Origin of the sequence: Pseudomonas sp. St290 (genome assembly GCF_018325805.1) — a bacterium.
GTDB lineage: Bacteria > Pseudomonadota > Gammaproteobacteria > Pseudomonadales > Pseudomonadaceae > Aquipseudomonas > Aquipseudomonas bijieensis.
This window is the reverse complement of sequence record NZ_AP014703.1, coordinates 6,448,834-6,467,431: the sequence shown is the minus strand read 5'-3', so window position 1 is coordinate 6,467,431 and position 18,598 is coordinate 6,448,834. Positions and strand designations below refer to the sequence as shown.

Sequence of the window (18,598 nt, the reverse complement as noted above, 5' to 3'; positions counted from 1 at the left end):
GTCAACCCGAACGGCATGCCGAAGTCAAGCAGGGCCTTTTTTGCCCTAAAAAAGCACCTGTGGGGCTTTTTTGAGGCAATTTAGGGCGTTTTTTCCCCTTTGTCGGGCTTGGCGCCCGCAGGCTTGAGCGGGCCGTGTTGTATTTTTTACGGGGGTGTTGTGTAAAAAAATGAACAAGGCTAAGCTCGATTCAAACCCATAACAGCAATAATACCGGGGTGCTTCATGTCTCGCCTGCCGTTAATCGGCGTCACCACCTGCTCCAGGCAGATTGGTCTGCATGCGTATCACATCAGTGGCGATAAATATTCCCGGGCTGTCGCGACAGCCGCCAAGGGCTTGCCAGCGCTGATTCCGTCCCTGGCGGATCTGTTCACGCCGTCCGATATTCTGGACGCCCTGGACGGCATTCTTTTTACCGGCTCTCCTTCTAATGTAGAACCTTTTCATTATCAGGGCCCCGCCAGCGCGCCGGGCACTGCTCATGATCCTGCACGGGATGCCACCACCTTGCCGCTGATCCGCGCCGCTGTCGCTGCCGGCATTCCGGTGCTGGGCATCTGCCGTGGGTTCCAGGAGATGAACGTAGCCTTTGGCGGCAGCCTGCATCAGAAAGTTCATGAAGTCGGAACCTTCATCGATCATCGTGAAGACGACACTCAAGCGGTGGATGTCCAATACGGTCCTGCCCACGCCGTGCATATCCAGCCCGGCGGTGTACTGGCAGGCCTGGGTCTGCCCCAACTGATAGAGGTCAACTCGATCCACAGCCAGGGCATCGAGCGGCTGGCGCCCGGGTTACGGGTCGAAGCGGTGGCGCCCGATGGCCTGATCGAGGCTGTTTCGGTGCCAGGAGGCAAGGCTTTTGCTTTAGGTGTGCAATGGCACCCTGAATGGGAGGTAAGCTCTAACCCGCACTACCTTGCGATTTTCCAGGCATTTGGCGATGCCTGCCGAGCAAGGGCAACACAACGCGACGCCGATGCGTCAAACAACGCCTGACGACTAATAGCAGTCAGGAAACTCACGCCTAGAGGCATTTATGAGTAACAACCTCGACCAGCTCACCGATTGGTTGAAAGACCATAAGATCACAGAAGTCGAATGCATGATTGGCGACCTGACCGGTATCACCCGGGGCAAGATCTCGCCGACCAACAAGTTCATCGCCGAGAAAGGCATGCGCCTGCCCGAGAGCGTTCTGCTCCAGACCGTTACGGGCGACTATGTCGAAGACGACATCTATTACGAACTGCTCGACCCAGCCGACATCGACATGATCTGTCGCCCGGACGAGAACGCAGTGTTCCTTGTGCCCTGGGCCATCGAGCCCACCGCCCAGGTCATTCACGACGCCTACGACAAGCAGGGCAATCCCATCGAGCTGTCGCCGCGCAACGTGCTCAAGAAGGTGCTCAAGCTCTACGCCGACAAGGGTTGGCAGCCGATCGTCGCGCCGGAAATGGAGTTCTACCTGACCAAGCGCAGCGACGACCCGGACTTTCCGCTGCAACCGCCCATTGGCCGTTCCGGCCGCCCGGAAACCGGTCGTCAGTCTTTCTCGATCGAAGCGGCCAACGAATTCGACCCGCTGTTCGAAGACGTCTATGACTGGTGCGAATTGCAGGAGCTGGACCTCGATACCTTGATCCACGAGGACGGTACGGCGCAGATGGAAATCAACTTCCGTCATGGCGATGCCCTGTCCCTGGCCGACCAGATCCTGGTGTTCAAGCGCACCATGCGCGAGGCGGCGCTCAAGCATGACGTGGCGGCCACCTTCATGGCCAAGCCCATGACCGGCGAGCCGGGCAGCGCGATGCACTTGCACCAGAGCATCATCGACAAGGAAACCGGCAAGAACGTCTTCTCCAATGACGACGGGACCATGAGCGATCTGTTCCTGCACCACATCGGTGGCCTGCAGAAGTTCATTCCCGAGCTGTTGCCGCTGTTCGCCCCCAACGTCAACTCGTTCCGCCGCTTCCTGCCCGACACCTCGGCACCGGTGAACGTGGAGTGGGGCGAAGAGAACCGCACCGTGGGCCTGCGCGTGCCGGATGCCGGGCCGCAGAACCGTCGGGTGGAAAACCGCTTGCCGGGCGCCGATGCCAACCCGTACCTGGCGATTGCCGCCAGCCTGCTGTGTGGCTTCATCGGCATGGTCGAAGGCATCAACCCGAGCGCGCCGGTGGTGGGCCGAGGCTACGAACGCCGCAACCTGCGTTTGCCGCTGACCATCGAAGACGCTCTGGAACGCATGGAAAACAGCACCACCATCGAGAAATACCTGGGCAAGAAATTCATCACAGGCTACGTCGCGGTCAAGCGGGCCGAGCATGAAAACTTCAAGCGCGTGATCAGTTCGTGGGAGCGGGAATTCCTGCTCTTTGCCGTCTGAAGCGCCGGGCGGAGCTGCCTGAGGCAGCTTCGCCCCCACCGATAACAGGAGAATTGGCATGACCCGCAATAACCCGCAAACCCGTGAATGGCAGGCCCTGAGCAACGATCACCACCTGGCGCCGTTCAGCGACTTCAAGCAGCTCAAAGAGAAAGGCCCGCGCATCATCACTCACGCCAAAGGCGTGTATCTCTGGGACAGTGAAGGCAACAAGATCCTCGACGGCATGGCCGGGCTCTGGTGCGTGGCCGTCGGTTACGGTCGCGAAGAACTGGCCGATGCCGCCAGCCAGCAGATGCGCGAGCTGCCGTACTACAACCTGTTCTTCCAGACCGCTCACCCGCCGGTGCTGGAATTGTCCAAAGCCATCGCCGACATCGCCCCTGAAGGCATGAATCACGTGTTCTTCACCGGCTCCGGCTCCGAAGGCAACGACACCATGCTACGGATGGTCCGCCACTATTGGGCAATCAAGGGCCAGCCGAACAAAAAAGTCATCATCAGCCGCAAGAACGGTTATCACGGCTCGACCGTGGCCGGCGCGAGCCTGGGCGGCATGACCTATATGCACGAACAGGGCGACCTGCCGATCCCGGGCATTGTCCACATCGCCCAACCCTACTGGTTCGGTGAAGGCGGCGACATGAGCCCCGAAGAGTTCGGCGTCTGGGCGGCCAACCAGTTGGAAGAAAAGATCCTGGAGATCGGCGTGGACAACGTCGGTGCCTTCATCGCCGAGCCGATCCAGGGTGCCGGCGGCGTGATCGTGCCGCCCGACAGCTACTGGCCGCGCATGAAGGAAATCCTCGCCAAGTACGACATCCTGTTCGTGGCCGACGAAGTGATCTGCGGGTTCGGCCGTACCGGTGAGTGGTTCGGTACCGATCACTACGGGTTGAAACCGCACATGATGACCATCGCCAAGGGCCTGACCTCCGGCTATATCCCCATGGGCGGTCTGATCGTGCGCGACGACGTGGTCGCGGTGCTCAACGAAGGCGGTGACTTCAACCACGGGTTTACCTATTCCGGTCACCCGGTGGCCGCTGCGGTGGCCTTGGAAAATATCCGCATCCTGCGCGACGAAAAGATCATCGAGCGTGTCCATGCTGAAACGGCACCCTATTTGCAGAAGCGTTTGCGGGAGCTGAACGATCATCCGCTGGTGGGTGAAGTGCGCGGGGTCGGTTTGCTGGGTGCGATCGAACTGGTCCAGGACAAGGCCACGCGCAAGCGCTACGAAGGCAAGGGCGTGGGCATGATCTGCCGGCAGTTCTGTTTCGATAACGGGCTGATCATGCGCGCGGTGGGTGACACCATGATCATTGCGCCGCCACTGGTAATCAGCAAGGCCGAGATCGATGAGTTGGTGACCAAGGCGCGGCAATGCCTGGACCTGACGCTCAGTGCGTTGCAAGGCTAAGTGCTAGGCTCTGAGCGAGGTGCCTGCAAGGGCCTCGCCCGGCGTGAACAAAAGGCCGGGCTTGTGTTGAAAGCCTGCCCTGTAACTTGCCAGACTACCGCCTGTTCAAGTTGCCAGAGAGTCGGCTACTGAACTGTGGCTAAGAAGAATAACTGGAGCACTTTTTCATGAAGGCATTAGGCATGAAGACATTAGGTATGAAGATAGCTGGCAAGACCCTCCTCGCCATGTCCCTGATGGGCGTGATGGCGGGTGCCGTTCAGGCGGACGATAAAGTGCTGCACGTCTACAACTGGTCCGACTACATCGCGCCGGACACTGTTGCCAAGTTCGAGAAAGAAACGGGGATCAAAGTTGTCTACGACGTGTTCGATAGCAACGAAACCCTGGAAGCCAAGTTGCTGGCCGGCAAGTCCGGTTATGACATCGTGGTGCCGTCGAACAACTTCCTGGCCAAGCAGATCAAGGCCGGTGTCTACCGGGAGCTGGACAAGTCCAAGCTGCCGAACTGGAAGAACCTGGACACCGACCTGCTCAAGGCTGTCGGCGATGCCAGCGACCAGGGCAACAAACATGCCTTCCCTTACATGTGGGGCACCATCGGCATCGGTTACAACCCCGAGAAGGTCAAGGCCGCATTGGGCGTGGACAAGATCGATTCCTGGGACACCCTGCTCAAGCCGGAGAACATCGCCAAGCTCAAGAGCTGCGGCGTGAGCTTCCTCGATTCGCCAACCGAAATGATTCCGGTGGCCCTGCATTACCTTGGCTACCCGACCGACACCCAGGACAAGAAGCAACTGGCCGAGGCCGAAGCGCTGTTCCTCAAGTTGCGTCCATCGATCGGTTACTTCCACTCGTCCAAATACATTTCCGACCTGGCCAACGGCAACATCTGCGTAGCCGTGGGCTACTCGGGTGATATCGAGCAATCCAAGAGCCGTGCTGCCGAGGCTGGCGGCAAAGTGAAAGTGGCCTACACCATTCCCAAGGAAGGTGCCGGTTCGTTCTACGACATGGTCGCCATTCCCAAGGATGCCGAGAATGTCGAAGCCGCCTATAAATGGATGAACTTCATCATGCAGCCGGAAATCATGGCGGAGATCACCGACAACGTGCGCTTCCCTAACGGCAACAAGGCTGCCACCGCTTTGGTGGACAAGGAAATCTCCGGTGACCCGAGCATTTATCCATCGGATGAAGTGAAGGCCAAGCTGTATGCCATCAGCGATCTGCCGTCCGCGACCCAGCGGATCCTGACCCGCAGCTGGACCAAGATCAAATCCGGTAAGTAAGCCGGCCGGAAGCATCTTCCTGTTGTCGCTGTCATCGCGGCGGCGGCAACAGGAGCAATTAAATAACTAAAAGTTTTGCTGGATCGGTTTATCGAGGGTAAGTTGCGCGCCGGTTTTGTTGCAGGGCCTCTCTTGGCCAAGTGACGGGGGCAACTTGGGCCCAACTATTTAAGAGGACCTCCACGTGCCAGTCTTTTCTTTGTTACGCAACGCCTTGCTGGCCGGTGCCGGCCTGACGCTCGCCGTCAGCGTCCAGGCTGCCTCCACCGTGCATATTTATAATTGGTCGGACTACATCGGCGAGACCACCCTGGCGGATTTCGAAAAAGCCACTGGCATCAAGCCGGTGTATGACGTGTTCGACTCCAACGAAACCCTGGAAGGCAAGTTGTTGGCCGGGCGTACCGGGTACGACGTGGTCGTGCCGTCCAACCACTTCCTGGGCAAGCAGATCAAGGCCGGGGCGTTCCAGAAGCTCGACAAGGCGCAGTTGCCCAACTACGCCAACCTCGACCCTGCGCTGCTCAAGCGCCTGGAAAAGAACGACCCGGGCAACCAGTACGCCGTGCCTTACCTGTGGGGCACCAACGGCATTGGCTACAACGTCGAGAAAATCAAGGCAGTCCTGGGCGTCGAGAAGATCGACTCGTGGGCCATGCTGTTCGAGCCGGAAAACATCAAGAAGCTGTCCAGCTGCGGCGTTTCGTTCCTCGATTCGGGCGACGAGATGATCCCGGCGATGCTCAACTACCTGGGCCTGAACCCCAACAGCGAAGACCCTGAAGACTACAAGAAGGCCGAGGCCCAGCTCCTCAAGATCCGGCCTTACGTGACTTACTTCAATTCCTCCAAGTACATCTCCGATCTGGCCAACGGCGAGATCTGCGTGGCCGCCGGCTTCTCCGGCGACATCTTCCAGGCCCGCGCCCGCGCCAGCGAGGCCGGCAAAGGCGTCGAAATCGCCTACGTGATCCCCAAGGAAGGCGGCAACCTCTGGTTCGACATGCTGGCGATCCCGCGTGATGCCACCAACGTCAAGCAGGCCCATGCCTTCATCAATTATGTGCTCAAGCCTGAGGTGATCGCCCAGGTCAGCGACACCGTCGGTTATGCCAATCCAAACCCGAAGGCTGGCGAGCTGATGGACCAGAAAGTACGCACCGATGAAGCGGTTTATCCACCGCAAGCGGTCGTCGACAAGCTCTACGTCAACTCCGAGTTGCCGCCCAAGATCCAACGACTCATGACCCGCAGCTGGACCAAGGTCAAGTCGGGTAAATAACGTCAACACTCTTAGGTTCGTCCGCGTGGGGCGAACTGCAAATTCTGTGGGAGTTTCGTAAATGGCAGTTGCCTCCGGCGCCTATAAGAAAGCCCTCGAGGGCGACCAGACACCCAAGCAGGTGCTGGTCAAAATCGACCGGGTCACGAAGAAGTTCGACGAGACGATTGCCGTGGACGATGTGTCCCTGGAAATCAAGAAAGGCGAGATCTTCGCCTTGCTCGGCGGTTCGGGATCGGGCAAATCCACCTTGCTGCGCATGCTGGCCGGTTTCGAGCGGCCCACCGAGGGACGGATTTTCCTCGACGGTGTGGACATCACCGACATGCCGCCCTATGAGCGGCCGATCAACATGATGTTCCAGTCCTATGCCTTGTTCCCCCACATGACCGTGGCGCAGAACATCGCCTTCGGCCTGCAACAGGACAAGATCCCGAAGGCCGAGATCGATGCCCGCGTGGCCGAAATGCTCAAGCTGGTGCAGATGAGCCAGTACGCCAAGCGCAAGCCGCACCAGCTTTCCGGTGGTCAGCGCCAGCGCGTGGCCCTGGCCCGTTCCCTGGCGAAGCGGCCAAAGCTGTTGCTGCTCGACGAACCGATGGGTGCCCTGGACAAGAAGCTGCGCTCGCAAATGCAGCTTGAACTGGTGGAGATCATCGAGCGGGTTGGCGTGACCTGCGTCATGGTGACCCACGACCAGGAAGAGGCCATGACCATGGCCGAGCGCATCGCGATCATGCACCTGGGCTGGATCGCCCAGATCGGCAGCCCGATCGACATCTACGAAACTCCGACCAGCCGGCTGGTTTGCGAGTTCATCGGCAACGTCAACATCTTCGAGACCGAAGTGGTGGACGACGCTGAAGGCCACGCGGTGCTGACCTGCAAGGATCTGGACCGCAACATCTACGTCGGCCACGGCATCAGCACCTCGGTGCAGGACAAGTCCGTGACCTACGCCATTCGCCCGGAAAAACTGCTGGTCACCGCCGAGCAGCCGACTTGCGAGAACAACTGGTCCAGCGGCAAGGTCCATGACATCGCCTACCTGGGCGGTCACTCGGTGTTCTACGTCGAATTGCCAAGCGGCAAGCTGGTGCAGTCCTTCGTCGCCAACGCCGAACGCCGTGGTCAGCGGCCGACCTGGGGCGACCAGGTGTTCGTCTGGTGGGAAGACGACAGCGGCGTGGTGCTTCGCTCATGAACATGCGCAAACTCAAACGCCGACTCGACCGAATAACGCCCGGTGGCCGCCAACTGGTCATCGGGGTGCCCTTCCTCTGGCTGTTCCTGTTCTTCATGCTGCCGTTCTTCATCGTCCTGAAGATCAGCTTCGCTGAAGCCGATGTGGCCATTCCGCCGTACACCGAGATCTACAGCTACGTCGACCAGAAACTGCAGGTGCTGCTCAACCTCGCCAACTACGCGATGCTGAGCGAGGACGAGTTGTACATCGCCGCCTACCTCGGCTCGCTGAAAATGGCCCTGATCAGCACGGTCTTGTGCCTGCTGATCGGCTACCCGATGGCCTATGGCATCGCCAACGCCCGTAAAGAGATGCAAACGGTGCTGGTGCTGCTGATCATGATGCCGACCTGGACCGCGATCCTGATCCGCGTCTATGCGTGGATGGGCATCCTCAGCAACAACGGCTTGCTCAACGGCTTCTTGCTGAGCATGGGCTGGATCAGCGAACCGCTGCAAATCCTCAACACCAACCTGGCGGTCTATATCGGCGTCGTCTACTCCTATCTGCCGTTCATGATCCTGCCGTTGTACGCCAACCTGGTGAAGCATGACCCCAGCCTGCTGGAAGCCGCGTCGGACCTGGGTTCGAGTACCTTCAACAGTTTCTGGAAAATCACCGTGCCGCTGTCCAAGAACGGCATCGTCGCCGGTTGCATGCTGGTGTTCATCCCCGTGGTGGGCGAGTTCGTGATCCCGGAACTGCTGGGCGGCCCGGAAACCCTGATGATCGGCAAAGTGCTGTGGCAGGAATTCTTCAATAACCGCGACTGGCCGGTGGCATCCGCCCTGGCAGTGGTGATGCTGGCGATCCTGATCGTGCCCATCATCCTGTTCAACCGCAGTCAGGCCAAAGAAATGGAGGGCAAGGAATGAAGCGCTTCAGTTTTTCAAGCCTGATGCTGGTGCTGGGTTTGCTGTTCATCTACGCACCGATGCTGATCCTGGTGATCTTCTCGTTCAACGCCTCGAAACTGGTGACGGTATGGGGCGGTTGGTCGATCAAGTGGTACGTCGGCCTGTTGGACAACACTCAGTTGATGGGCTCGGTGGTGCGTTCGCTGGAAATCGCCTGCTACACGGCGATTGCCGCAGTGGCCCTGGGTACGCTGGCGGCTTTCGTGCTGACCCGCATCACCCACTTCAAGGGCCGCACGCTGTTCGGTGGCCTGGTCACTGCGCCGTTGGTGATGCCGGAAGTGATCACCGGCCTGTCGCTGTTGCTGCTGTTCGTGGCCATGGCACAGATGATCGGCTGGCCCCAGGAACGTGGCATCGTCACGATCTGGATCGCTCACACCACGTTCTGCGCGGCCTATGTGGCGGTGGTGGTCTCGGCGCGCTTGCGTGAGCTGGACCTGTCCATCGAAGAGGCGGCCATGGACCTCGGTGCGCGGCCATGGAAGGTGTTCTTTTTGATCACCATCCCGATGATCGCGCCGTCACTGGCGGCGGGGGGCATGATGTCCTTCGCGTTGTCCCTGGACGACCTGGTGCTGGCGAGCTTCGTTTCCGGCCCTGGTTCGACGACCTTGCCGATGGAAGTATTCTCGGCGGTACGCCTGGGGGTAAAACCGGAAATCAACGCCGTGGCGAGCCTGATCCTGCTGGCCGTGTCGCTGGTGACCTTCCTGGTCTGGTACTTCAGCCGTCGCGCCGAAGAAAATCGCAAGCGCGCGATCCAGCAAGCCATCGAAGAAAGCGCCGCCGACTCCTGGAAACAACCGGAAGTCCGCCGGGCCGAGACCGCACCGGTCTGACCCGAGACTGGCGCCTAATGTGGGAGCGGGCTTGCTCGCGAAGACGGAGGTACATCCAACATTCATGTTGGCTGATGCATCGCTTTCGCGAGCAGGCTCGCTCCCACAGTTTTTTGTTCGCCTACAAATCCGCGGTCGAACGCAGATCCCATTGTGGGAGCGAGCCTGCTCGCGATAGCGGTGGGGCGTGCTGGCTACGAATGCCAAGGCGAAGTACGGATCACCTCCACGAAGTTCATCGGTTTGAACCCCGGCTCCTGATCCACCAGCACATCGGTCTTCACATTGCCAAAGGTGGTCTGCGGACGATGCCGCAAACCGTTGGCGAAGGCGCAGATGATGCACTCCTTGAACCCTTCCCCACGCGGATGAGCGTGCACCACGGCGTCGCGCTGTGCGGCGGGAAACGCGGCGTAGTCCATGCCCAGCACGTCCATTTCCACGCCAGCGGTCACCAGGGCCACCGTGGGGCGCAGATGTTTGGGTACGCCCGGCGTAGTGTGCAAGGCAATCGACAGCCACACCTGCTCAATGTCGTCATCGCTCAACCCGTAGGGCTTGAGGAACGCCGCGGCCGCGTTCGCACCATCCACTTCGAAGCGCTCATCATCGCTGCGATAACCCTCCACCAGGCCCAGGTCGTGGAACATCGCACCGACATACAGCAACTCCGGGTCATAGGCCAACTGCCGACGCTGGCCACTCAAGGCGCCGAACAGAAATACCCGGCGGGAGTGGTGGTACAGCAAGTCGGATTCGATATCGCGGATGTATTCGGTGGTGGCGCGGGCGAGGGTGCTGTCGGGGATCTTGATGCCGGCGATGCTGTTCATGCTGTTCTCCTCTTGACGATGGGCCAGTGCGGCGCCGAGGGTTCCAGTCTGTTCGCCGCAAGGTAGCCGGACAATGTTCCCATGGCTGCGATCCTTGCCAATAAACCTGGGTTTCGTGCCAGATGGCTTCCGGGACGCGAATTGGCTAGGGTGCTGGAGTCGTTCCACTCGAAGGCAAGCGAGCACCATGCAGAAAGTCGTCGCCGTCGTGGTATTCCCTGGCGTCCAGTCGCTGGACGTTACCGGGCCCATGGACGTGTTCAGCGAAGCCAATCGGTTCCTGGTCGCCGAGGATCACTATCGGCTTGAAGTGATCGGCGCCGAGCGTGGCGCGATGTCCTGCTCCAACGGCTTGTCCCTGAATGCCCATCGGCATTTCAGCGAGGCTCGGCAGGCCTACGACTTGCTGTTGGTCGCGGGCGGGCCGCAGCTGCCGTTCATGCACCTTGGGGCAGGATTCGATGCCTGGCTGCGGGAGGCCTGTGGACGAGCCCGGCGCTTTGGGTCGATCTGCAATGGCGCTTTCATGCTGGCCCGGGCTGGATTGCTGGAGGGGCGGACCGTCACCACCCATTGGGGTGACGCCGCGGCGCTGGCGCAGCTGTGTCCCTCGACCCGGGTCGAAGCGGATCGTTTGTATGTGCAGGATCGCCAGCTCTACACCTCCGCCGGGGTCAGCGCAGGCATCGACCTGTCGTTGTTCCTGCTGGCCCAGGACCATGGGCCGGACGTGGCGCTGAGTGTCGCCAAGCGGCTGGTGGTGTTTACCCAGCGCGCGGGCGGGCAGTCGCAATTCAGTCCTTTTCTCGCACCCCACGCTGAGCCGACGTCCACCGTGGCCCAGGTCCAGGCCTATGTACTGGCGCACCTGAACGGTGACCTGACCATCGCCGACCTGGCCAATGCCGTGAACATGAGCCCGCGCAGCTTCTCTCGGGTGTTCACCCGGGAAGCGAAGATCACGCCAGCGGAGTTCGTCGAGCAGGCCCGGGTGGACGCGGCGCGGGTGATGCTGGAAAGCACCCGCGCCCCGCTCAAGACCGTGGCCTGGCAATGCGGCTTTCGTGATGCCCAGCACATGCGCAGCGTATTCAATCGCAGGTTGGGCGTGACGCCGCAGCGATTCAGGCTGAATTTCGGCGCGCTGGCGTAGGTGTCAGCCCCTCACTTCTTCAACGCGTCATGGGCTTCCAGGGCTCGCAGGGAGTAGATGTACGCCGCGCCGGCATTCAATGACACGGCGGTGGCCAGGGTGGCGGCGATTTCTTCGCGGGTGGCGCCGGCCTTGATGGCGGCGTCGGTGTGTACGCCGATGCAACCGTCACAGCGCGTAGTGATGGCCACGGCGATGGAGATCAGTTCACGGGTCTTGGCATCGAGCACGTTGTTTTCAGCCGCGGCTTCGTCCAGGGCCATGTAAGCCTTGACCATCTTCGGATTGCTCTTGCCCAGGGCGCCAAAGGCGCTCTTGATGGTGGGCAGCAGTTCGGACCAGTTATTGAACATAGCGTTGACTCCTATGGAAGAGACGGGATTTAGCCCCTGTAGTCTTGACCATCCATGACGATCAAGCCCGGGTGGTGATGAAAAAGACCTGCGCGCCCGATTCAGGGCGCCCGGGCCGGCAGCAGTTTCAAGGTGCCATGGGTATTGGCCGTCACTTCTTCCTCGGCCAGGTGCGCCTGGTGATACAGCCCCTCGATGTAGGCCTCGGCCTGGTCCTCGTAATGCCTGTCGAACGGCACGCCGCTCTGGCCGACAGGGTTGATGGTGACGCTGTGGCTCGGGTCGGCGAAGTCGATGATGCGCCGGGTCGAAGGCCCGTAGGTCACTGGCCACGGTGCCGGGCCGATCTTGGCGGAGAGGTTGTTGGGCACTTCGTGGGTGCCCGGCGCGGCGAACGGGCCGACGTTGAAGATCTGGTCCAGGGGTTTCTGCAGGCCCAGCGGGTGGCCATGGGTCAAGGTGTGGGCCTTGCCCCATTGCCATTGCGTGGCGTCTTCGCCGAGGGTGGCCTTCAGGTGAACGAGGCTCTTGTCCCAGGCCTTTTTCACGGTGTCGGCGCGGGTCTCCGTGCCAAGGGTCGTGCGATCATCCCACCATGGAGAGTCCCCGGAGGCCGCCAGGCGTGGCAGGGCCGCGTCGATCACCCGGGTCGACAGTGCGGTGTCGAAGAAACCGTCGCCCAGCTCATCGCGCAGGGCCGCGTCGGCCAGGTTGAACAGGAACTGGTTGAACAGCGTTGCACTGGTGGAGTCCAGTGGGTAATCGCCCGGCCACTGTGCCAGTTGCTCTACCCATTTGCGCTCCTGAGGGTCGCTGACCACGTCACGCAACACCGGCAACAAAGGCGCAAGCAGGCGAGGGCCGTAGGCGGTGGTGGTGCCCAGTTGCAGTTTCTGGGTGGTTTCCAGGTCCCATTTCGCCTGCTTGTCGCTGAGCTGATGGTTGAGTTGCTGGCCACGGTCGGCGAGGTTGTAGTAACCGGGGATCTCGATGCCGCTGGCTGGCACCGGCTGGAAATTGGCCGAGATGATGTAGCCCCGCGCCGGGTTCTCTTCCTGCGGGTTGCTGCTGAATGGATAGAAGCCTTCCTTTTCCGCCTCCGGGCTGCTGCCATCGAGGATGAAGCCGGGCTTCACGCCGGCCGGCCGCTTGGGCAGTTGCGCGGCGGCCCACCAACCGATGTCCCCCTTGGCGTTGGCCCACACCACGTTCAACCCCGGTGCGTGGATCTTGGCCGAAGCGCCACGGGCCTTGGCGAGGGTATCGGCGCGGTTGAGCTGGTAAAAGGCTTCGAGGATCGGGTTGCGGCTTTCCAGGAACCCCCACCACATGGCGACCGGGGTCTTGCCGGCGTTCGCACCGAGGGCATCGTTGACGATCGGGCCGTGGGGCGACTGGCGCAGCACCAGCGTCACCGGCGCCTGGCCCTTGACCGCGATCTGCTGTTCGCTACGGGTCATGTCGACCCATTGGCCGCGATACCAGACCTGCTCGGGATTGTCCGGGTTGATCTTCTCGGCGACCAGGTCCAGGTCGTCGTTCTGGAACATGGTGATGCTCCAGCCGAAATCCCGGTTCATGCCCAGCGTCGCAAAGGGCAGCAGCGCCTGGTAATGCCCATAGAGTTCGAAGCCCGGGGCCGACAAATGCGCCTCGTACCACACCGAAGGCGTGGAAAAACGGATGTGCGGGTCGCCGGCCAGCAAAGGCTTGCCGCTGTGGGTGCGGCTGCCGGAGAGCGCCCAGGCATTGCTGCCTTCGAACTGCGGCAGGCCGTTGTCGGCCAGGGCCTGCTCACTCAGGCGGGCCAGGGCATTGAGGTCTTTCCAGTCGGCGGCGGCCAGCGGCAGGCCACCCTTGCGACCTTCGGCCAGCACGCCCTGAGGCTGCCAGTCGAGGTCGAAAATGTTCAGGTAGTTGGCACCCAGCACATCGCGCACGTAGGTCAGCAGGGGTTCGGTACGGAACGCGGCGGCGAAGCTGTAGGCCATGTAGCCGGTAATGCTCACGGTGTCTTCGGCGGTGAAGGGGCGCTTGGGAATGCCCAGCACATCGAATTCCACCGGCCGGGTGTGACTGTCCTGATAGGCGTTGATCCCGTCCAGGTAGGCGTGCATGGCGATCCAGGCCGGGGATTGTGGATCCTGTTCGGTCACATAGGTCGCGGCGCGCTCGCGGATGCGCAGGCTGCGCATCAACTTGTCGGTGTCGAGCAGTTTGGGGCCCAGCACCTCGGCCAGCTCGCCACGGGCGAGGCGTCGCATGATCTCCATTTGAAACAGCCGGTCCTGGGCATGGACATAGCCGAGGGCGCGGTACAGGTCGGTTTCGTTTTCGGCGCGGATATGCGGCACCCCGCGTTCGTCGTAGCGCACCGTCACCGAGCCATGCAGCCCTTGCAACTGCACCGTGCCCTGGCGGGTGGGTTGCTTGCTGTAGAGGTAGCCGCCCGCGACGATGATCGCGGTGACGACCAGTGACAGGAAGGCGATGAGGGTGCGCTTCATGGTGATTCCTTATTCTGGTGACAGCGGTCCCATGGTCTCGCTGTTGATTCCCTGTTTAGCATACGGCTGCTTCCCGGCGTATCGCCCGTCGGAGGGATTTGCACCAGACCGTCGTGCGGGTCGGAGTATAAGCGGCGCGGAGAATCGCAAGGCTATCGTTGATCGGCACAGCAATCACGTCTGCCGTCGTCGAAGCGCAAAGGGATGTGAGTCGGCGTGTGTCGCGAGGGCCGGCCGCAGGGGGCTCCTGCGGCCGGTTATAGAAGGGAGGTTTCAGCCGTTGACCGTCGAGCCATCGAAGGAAGGCCCGACGGGTTCATCAGCTTGGCCGGGGGGTAGGTGCAGTTTCATTGGACGGCCCGCCCTGGGGCCGCGCTTCGCCGCGTTCCGCCAGCTCCATATTGTCGCCGGCGCCAGGATTTTTAGGCCGTGTTGCCATGCTCTGAATCTTGTCGGCCCCCAGGTTAAGCCCGGCGATAGTGGCTTGCGGAATGATCTGGGTAAGGCCGCGCGTCACGTGGTAGGTGTTTTCAAGGTCCCGCCGCCAGCCTGCGGGCTGGGTGTGGGGCAGGCTGTCCCGGTTTGGATGTGCAACGTTTTGCAGCGGTACCTTGGCTCGCTGGGTCAGGTCGTCTTTGCCGGCCAGCGCCTTGTTTTCGAGCGGTGCCGCCACGCTATTGGCAAAGAATGGGAGCAGGGTCAGGCCGGAGGAGAAGAAGGTCGTGACGATCTGCTCCATTTTTTCCCGCACTTCCGGATCCTCACCCACCGCGGCGGCGTCGCCCACCGCCGTGCGCATGGCGATCCCTTCGCCCACGCCGACGATCCGGTTGGTGAGGTCGCTGACATTGGCCATGTTGAGTGGGTTGAGCTTTCCTGTCGCTTCGGAAAACGCCTTGGGCAGGAGTTCGCTCCAGTTGCGGTTTTCCTTGGTGACCCGGTAGGTAGGAATCTCCTCGTCACCATGGGTCTGGGCGTATTTTGCCACGGCCTGGCCGCCGGCCATGAAGGTGCCGCCTACGGCGGAGGCCGCTGTGCGGGCGACGATGCCACCAGCGTTGACTGAGGTGAACTGGTCGATGGTGTCCCGCACTGCGTGAGCGGCACCGAAGGCGAGGTAGCCGGTGAAGTCGCCGCTCGCGGTGCCGAAGTTGTTCGCGTTCTGCTTGAGCGTGAATTCGTTGCGCTGTTGCTCCTGCGCGAGATTGCGCGCATCGAGTGCAGGGTTGGCGACCCGCTGCCCGTTCTGCGTGACGACTTGCAAGGCCTTGGGGTACACCGCTAGCGGATCGACCTTTGCCAGACCCGCGCCGATGGTCTTGTCGACCACGACCTGGACGAATGGACGGATGCCGTCGCTGATCACTTTGTGTGCGGTGCCAAGGACAGTCGAGGTCGCCGCGACATGCTTGCCGTAGGAGGCGTCGGCCATTGTCTCATCGATCGACGCAGTGATTGCGCCAAAGTGGCCCGCAGAGGCCACGCCCTGCGGGATCCCCGCCCCGGCGAACACCGCCAGGCCGGTTACAAAACCGCTCGTGGTCTTGAGGTCAGCAACATAGTCCTGGCGTCCGACGTTCTTCAGCGCCGTGTCCAACGTTTCGTTTTTCTTCGTCGCTTTAGTCAGCTCGCTAGGCTTGCTGTCCTCATTTTCCTGAAAGTCTTCAAACTCCTCCTGAACCTTGAGCAGCTGGTTCAGTTCAGTGGTCGCCTGGTCTCGTTCGGGCTGGGAAAGGCCCTCGTTGTTCATTGCACTGCGCGTATGCTCGATTCGGCTTTCCATGAAGGTATTCAAGCGCGTGGGCAGCTCTTGCGTCATGGCTTGCATGACGCCCTTTGCGTAACCGCGGAAGGCGTCATGACTGTTTTGCAGAGGCTGGCGATCACCTTCCGGTGTGTTGTCGATCACTTCCTGGCATAACGAATGGTAGGCGCCGAGGGTATCGCCCACGCGTGCGCAGTGTTTGTCCCAGACCGCGCCGAAGCCACCGCTTTCCTTCCTGTCCTTATCGTTCTTGCCCAGGTACTCGTTGAAGTCCTGGACGAATGCTTCGGTTTCTTCCTGGCCCGACAGCATCGGGTGAGGCGTGCCGCCGAGTTCAGCCAGGTGCTTTTGTATGTCTTGATAGCTTGTGCCGGGCGCATAGCCCAATGCCGTGCCTTCCAGGGTCATGTGCTCGCGTGCATAGCCGATGGGGTCGCTTTCGGGGTTTTTCTTGCCGAGGCTGTTGACCAGCCCTGTCAGGCGTTGCTGCCGGGTCCTGAGTGTTTGCTGGGTCTTGTCGGTCGCTTGTCCTTCGAAGTGATAAGGCACCAGGGGATTGGTGGAGGGGCGAACCTGTTCGGACAGGCTGGTTCCCACCGGCATTATGCGGTCGTCCTGCTGGTGCAACGCCGCCGAGCCGGTGCTTCGTCCTACTGATAAATCTGGCATGTCGTGCTCTCCTAGATTGACAGGGCGCTGTTGAGCCCGGTGCTACGGGGGGTGGGTTTGTGCTGGGTAGCCTTGGCGGCGTCGTTTGGGCTGGCGCCGTCGAAGAAGTAGCCATCTCGCCAAATCAGCGCCATTTCAGCGGCACCGCCCATCAACCCGAGCAGGCGTTCGGCTGCGAGGTTTTCCAGGGGAACGTGGCCGATCAGGATCACCTGTTCGCTGTCGCGGTTGTAAGACAGGGACGGGCAGAACGCCCCGCTCAGCAGGTACAGGTTGGTTTCCAGCAACCGTTGCAGGACCGCTTCGCGATTCGCCACGGGCAACGGCCCGAAGCTGCAGTAGATGAAGACATCTCCCTCGCCCACGCCAGGGGTGTGTTTCAGGGAAAAGTCGACATCCTTGACCGACAGGTTCGCCTGTTCGTAGAACGCTGACGGGGTTGGAATCATCGTGAGGGCGCAAAGCTGATCGATCAGCTTGCAATAGGTGGGTGACGCCATGATTGACCTCGTATTGTCATCCAGGCGCCGACGAGCGCCTGCTGCCCATGGTGAGTGACACCTGCGGCATTTCGGTTCCAACCGAGCGCCGCTGCCGCCCGATGCCGGCGCGCCGGGTGACCTGCGTGGAACCGCTGCCCTGTGATCTGCCACCCAATGGCGCCACCTCATTCAAGGTTGACCGCCCATGTCCCGATCACTTGCACCTTTGCCGGCCCTTCGATTCGTCCCCAAAGGGTTGTCCATGCTGGCCATGGGGACCTTGCTGTATGGCTGCCAGCACCTCGAACCGCAGTTGACCATCGGCGATCCTTCCGCCAACGAGCCTTACCGCTCGCAACTGCGCTGGTTGGAGCCGGCGCCTACGGACACCATCATCCAGATCGGCGAGTTAGCCCCGCAAAGCGGCGGTAGCCTGTGGGCGCGCATGCGCCAGGGGTTTTCCTTGCAGGCCAAGACCCAGGGCGTAGCGCGCGTCGATGAGCAGCGCCGCTGGCTGATGGATCGCCCGGCTTTTCTCACCCAGACCGGGCGTGCCGGCAGCCGTTACCTGCACTTCATCGTTGGCGAGCTGAACAAGCGCAACATGCCGCTGGAACTGGCACTGCTGCCGGCCATCGAGAGCGGGTTCAATCCGAATGCCCAATCACCGGCCCAAGCCCTGGGCCTATGGCAATTCATTCCCGCCACGGGGCGCCGCTACCAATTGCAGCAGCGAGGCGATTACGACGAGCGCCGGGACATTCCGTCATCGACGCGGGCTGCCCTGGATTATTTGTCCTACCTGCACGATTACTTCGACGGCGACTGGCTGCTGGCGCTGGCGGCCTACAACGCCGGGGAAGGGCGGGTGCGCGACGCCATCACGCGCAATCGCGCCCGTGGCCTGGCGACCAACTATTGGAACCTGTCGTTGCCCGGCGAGACCCAGAACTATGTGCCGCGGTTGCTGGCGCTGTCGCAACTGGTGAATGCGCCCGCGGACTATGGCGTGAGCCTGGCGCCCATCGCTGACCAGCCGTACTTCCAGATGGTTGCCTTGGCGCAGCCTGTGGACCTGGCGCACCTGGCGCTGTTGTCCGGTGTTCATGAGCGAGAGTTGCGCATGCTCAACCCTGCCGCGCGTGGCCGGGCCAGGGGGCGCTTGTTGATGCCCCTGGAAGCGTCGCGCAGGTTGCTGGCTCAACCGGACATGATCGGCAAGGCGGCGCTGCCCCACGTGGCCGGTAGCGAAGAGCAAGTGGTCGCCGCACCCGATACTGGAGGGGCCGAGCCGCAGGTGGCGGAGGTGGCCGCGCCGCCAGGAGTTTGAGCCGATCATCCCCCCATATCGATCGTTCCCACGCTCTGCGTGGGAATGCATCCTGTGACACTCTGCGTCACCTTCCAGAAGCGGAACGCGGAGCGTCCCT

15 protein-coding genes are annotated in these 18,598 nt (G+C 61.4%); 10 read left to right on the top strand and 5 right to left on the bottom strand.

The window, feature by feature from the left end:
- The first annotated feature begins 225 nt into the window (after positions 1–225).
- The 8 genes from PBDP_RS28450 (at position 226) to PBDP_RS28415 (ending at position 9,406) form a co-directional block, all read left to right on the top strand.
- Positions 226–1,002, top strand: coding sequence for a gamma-glutamyl-gamma-aminobutyrate hydrolase family protein (locus tag PBDP_RS28450; protein ID WP_212801597.1), 777 nt, complete (start codon positions 226–228; stop codon positions 1,000–1,002).
- 40 nt (positions 1,003–1,042) lie between these two features.
- Positions 1,043–2,401, top strand: coding sequence for a glutamine synthetase family protein (locus PBDP_RS28445; RefSeq protein WP_109752532.1), 1,359 nt, complete (start codon positions 1,043–1,045; stop codon positions 2,399–2,401).
- Between the two features lie 58 nt (positions 2,402–2,459).
- Positions 2,460–3,824 (top strand): aspartate aminotransferase family protein, encoded by a 1,365-nt coding sequence (locus tag PBDP_RS28440; RefSeq protein WP_014340744.1) that lies wholly within the window; start codon positions 2,460–2,462, stop codon positions 3,822–3,824.
- 197 nt (positions 3,825–4,021) lie between these two features.
- Positions 4,022–5,119: a polyamine ABC transporter substrate-binding protein gene (locus PBDP_RS28435; protein ID WP_109752530.1), complete on the top strand. Its 1,098-nt coding sequence runs from the start codon at positions 4,022–4,024 to the stop codon at positions 5,117–5,119.
- Between the two features lie 184 nt (positions 5,120–5,303).
- Entirely contained in the window at positions 5,304–6,401 is a 1,098-nt protein-coding gene (locus tag PBDP_RS28430) for a polyamine ABC transporter substrate-binding protein (RefSeq protein ID WP_109752529.1), read from the top strand.
- Positions 6,402–6,462: 61 nt separating this feature from the next.
- Positions 6,463–7,605, top strand: a complete 1,143-nt coding sequence (locus tag PBDP_RS28425) for an ABC transporter ATP-binding protein (RefSeq protein ID WP_109752527.1) — start codon at positions 6,463–6,465, stop codon at positions 7,603–7,605.
- Positions 7,602–8,522, top strand: coding sequence for an ABC transporter permease subunit (locus PBDP_RS28420; protein WP_212801596.1), 921 nt, complete (start codon positions 7,602–7,604; stop codon positions 8,520–8,522). Before PBDP_RS28425 ends, PBDP_RS28420 begins: the two co-directional genes overlap by 4 nt.
- Positions 8,519–9,406 carry an ABC transporter permease subunit gene (locus tag PBDP_RS28415; protein ID WP_109752523.1) on the top strand — a complete coding sequence of 296 codons (888 nt, stop codon included), beginning with the start codon at positions 8,519–8,521 and terminating at the stop codon, positions 9,404–9,406. Before PBDP_RS28420 ends, PBDP_RS28415 begins: the two co-directional genes overlap by 4 nt.
- 194 nt (positions 9,407–9,600) lie before the next feature.
- Here the strand turns inward: PBDP_RS28415 and PBDP_RS28410 are convergent, their stop codons facing one another.
- A complete protein-coding gene (locus tag PBDP_RS28410; protein WP_109752521.1) occupies positions 9,601–10,239 on the bottom strand; it encodes an HD domain-containing protein in 639 nt (212 codons plus the stop codon).
- 187 nt (positions 10,240–10,426) lie between these two features.
- Here PBDP_RS28410 and PBDP_RS28405 point away from each other — a divergent pair, with 187 nt between their 5' ends.
- Positions 10,427–11,392, top strand: coding sequence for a GlxA family transcriptional regulator (locus tag PBDP_RS28405; protein WP_163856239.1), 966 nt, complete (start codon positions 10,427–10,429; stop codon positions 11,390–11,392).
- A gap of 11 nt (positions 11,393–11,403) precedes the next feature.
- On the opposite strand, the gene PBDP_RS28400 is transcribed toward PBDP_RS28405, so the two are convergent.
- The 4 genes from PBDP_RS28400 to PBDP_RS28385 all read right to left on the bottom strand — a co-directional run bounded on the left by PBDP_RS28400 (position 11,404) and on the right by PBDP_RS28385 (position 17,186).
- The gene (locus PBDP_RS28400; protein ID WP_014340738.1) at positions 11,404–11,745 is read right to left on the bottom strand and encodes a carboxymuconolactone decarboxylase family protein; all 342 of its coding nucleotides are present in this window, start codon (positions 11,743–11,745) and stop codon (positions 11,404–11,406) included.
- 101 nt (positions 11,746–11,846) lie between these two features.
- Positions 11,847–14,252, bottom strand: a complete 2,406-nt coding sequence (locus PBDP_RS28395; RefSeq protein WP_212801595.1) for a penicillin acylase family protein — start codon at positions 14,250–14,252, stop codon at positions 11,847–11,849.
- Positions 14,253–14,571: 319 nt separating this feature from the next.
- On the bottom strand, positions 14,572–16,686 hold the full coding sequence (locus PBDP_RS28390; RefSeq protein WP_212801594.1) for a type III effector: 2,115 nt from the start codon (positions 16,684–16,686) through the stop codon (positions 14,572–14,574).
- An 11-nt stretch (positions 16,687–16,697) separates the two neighbouring features.
- Positions 16,698–17,186, bottom strand: coding sequence for a type III secretion system chaperone family protein (locus PBDP_RS28385; protein WP_109752514.1), 489 nt, complete (start codon positions 17,184–17,186; stop codon positions 16,698–16,700).
- A 187-nt stretch (positions 17,187–17,373) separates the two neighbouring features.
- Here PBDP_RS28385 and PBDP_RS28380 point away from each other — a divergent pair, with 187 nt between their 5' ends.
- Positions 17,374–18,498, top strand: a complete 1,125-nt coding sequence (locus PBDP_RS28380) for a transglycosylase SLT domain-containing protein (protein WP_212801593.1) — start codon at positions 17,374–17,376, stop codon at positions 18,496–18,498.
- Positions 18,499–18,598 lie beyond the last annotated feature (100 nt).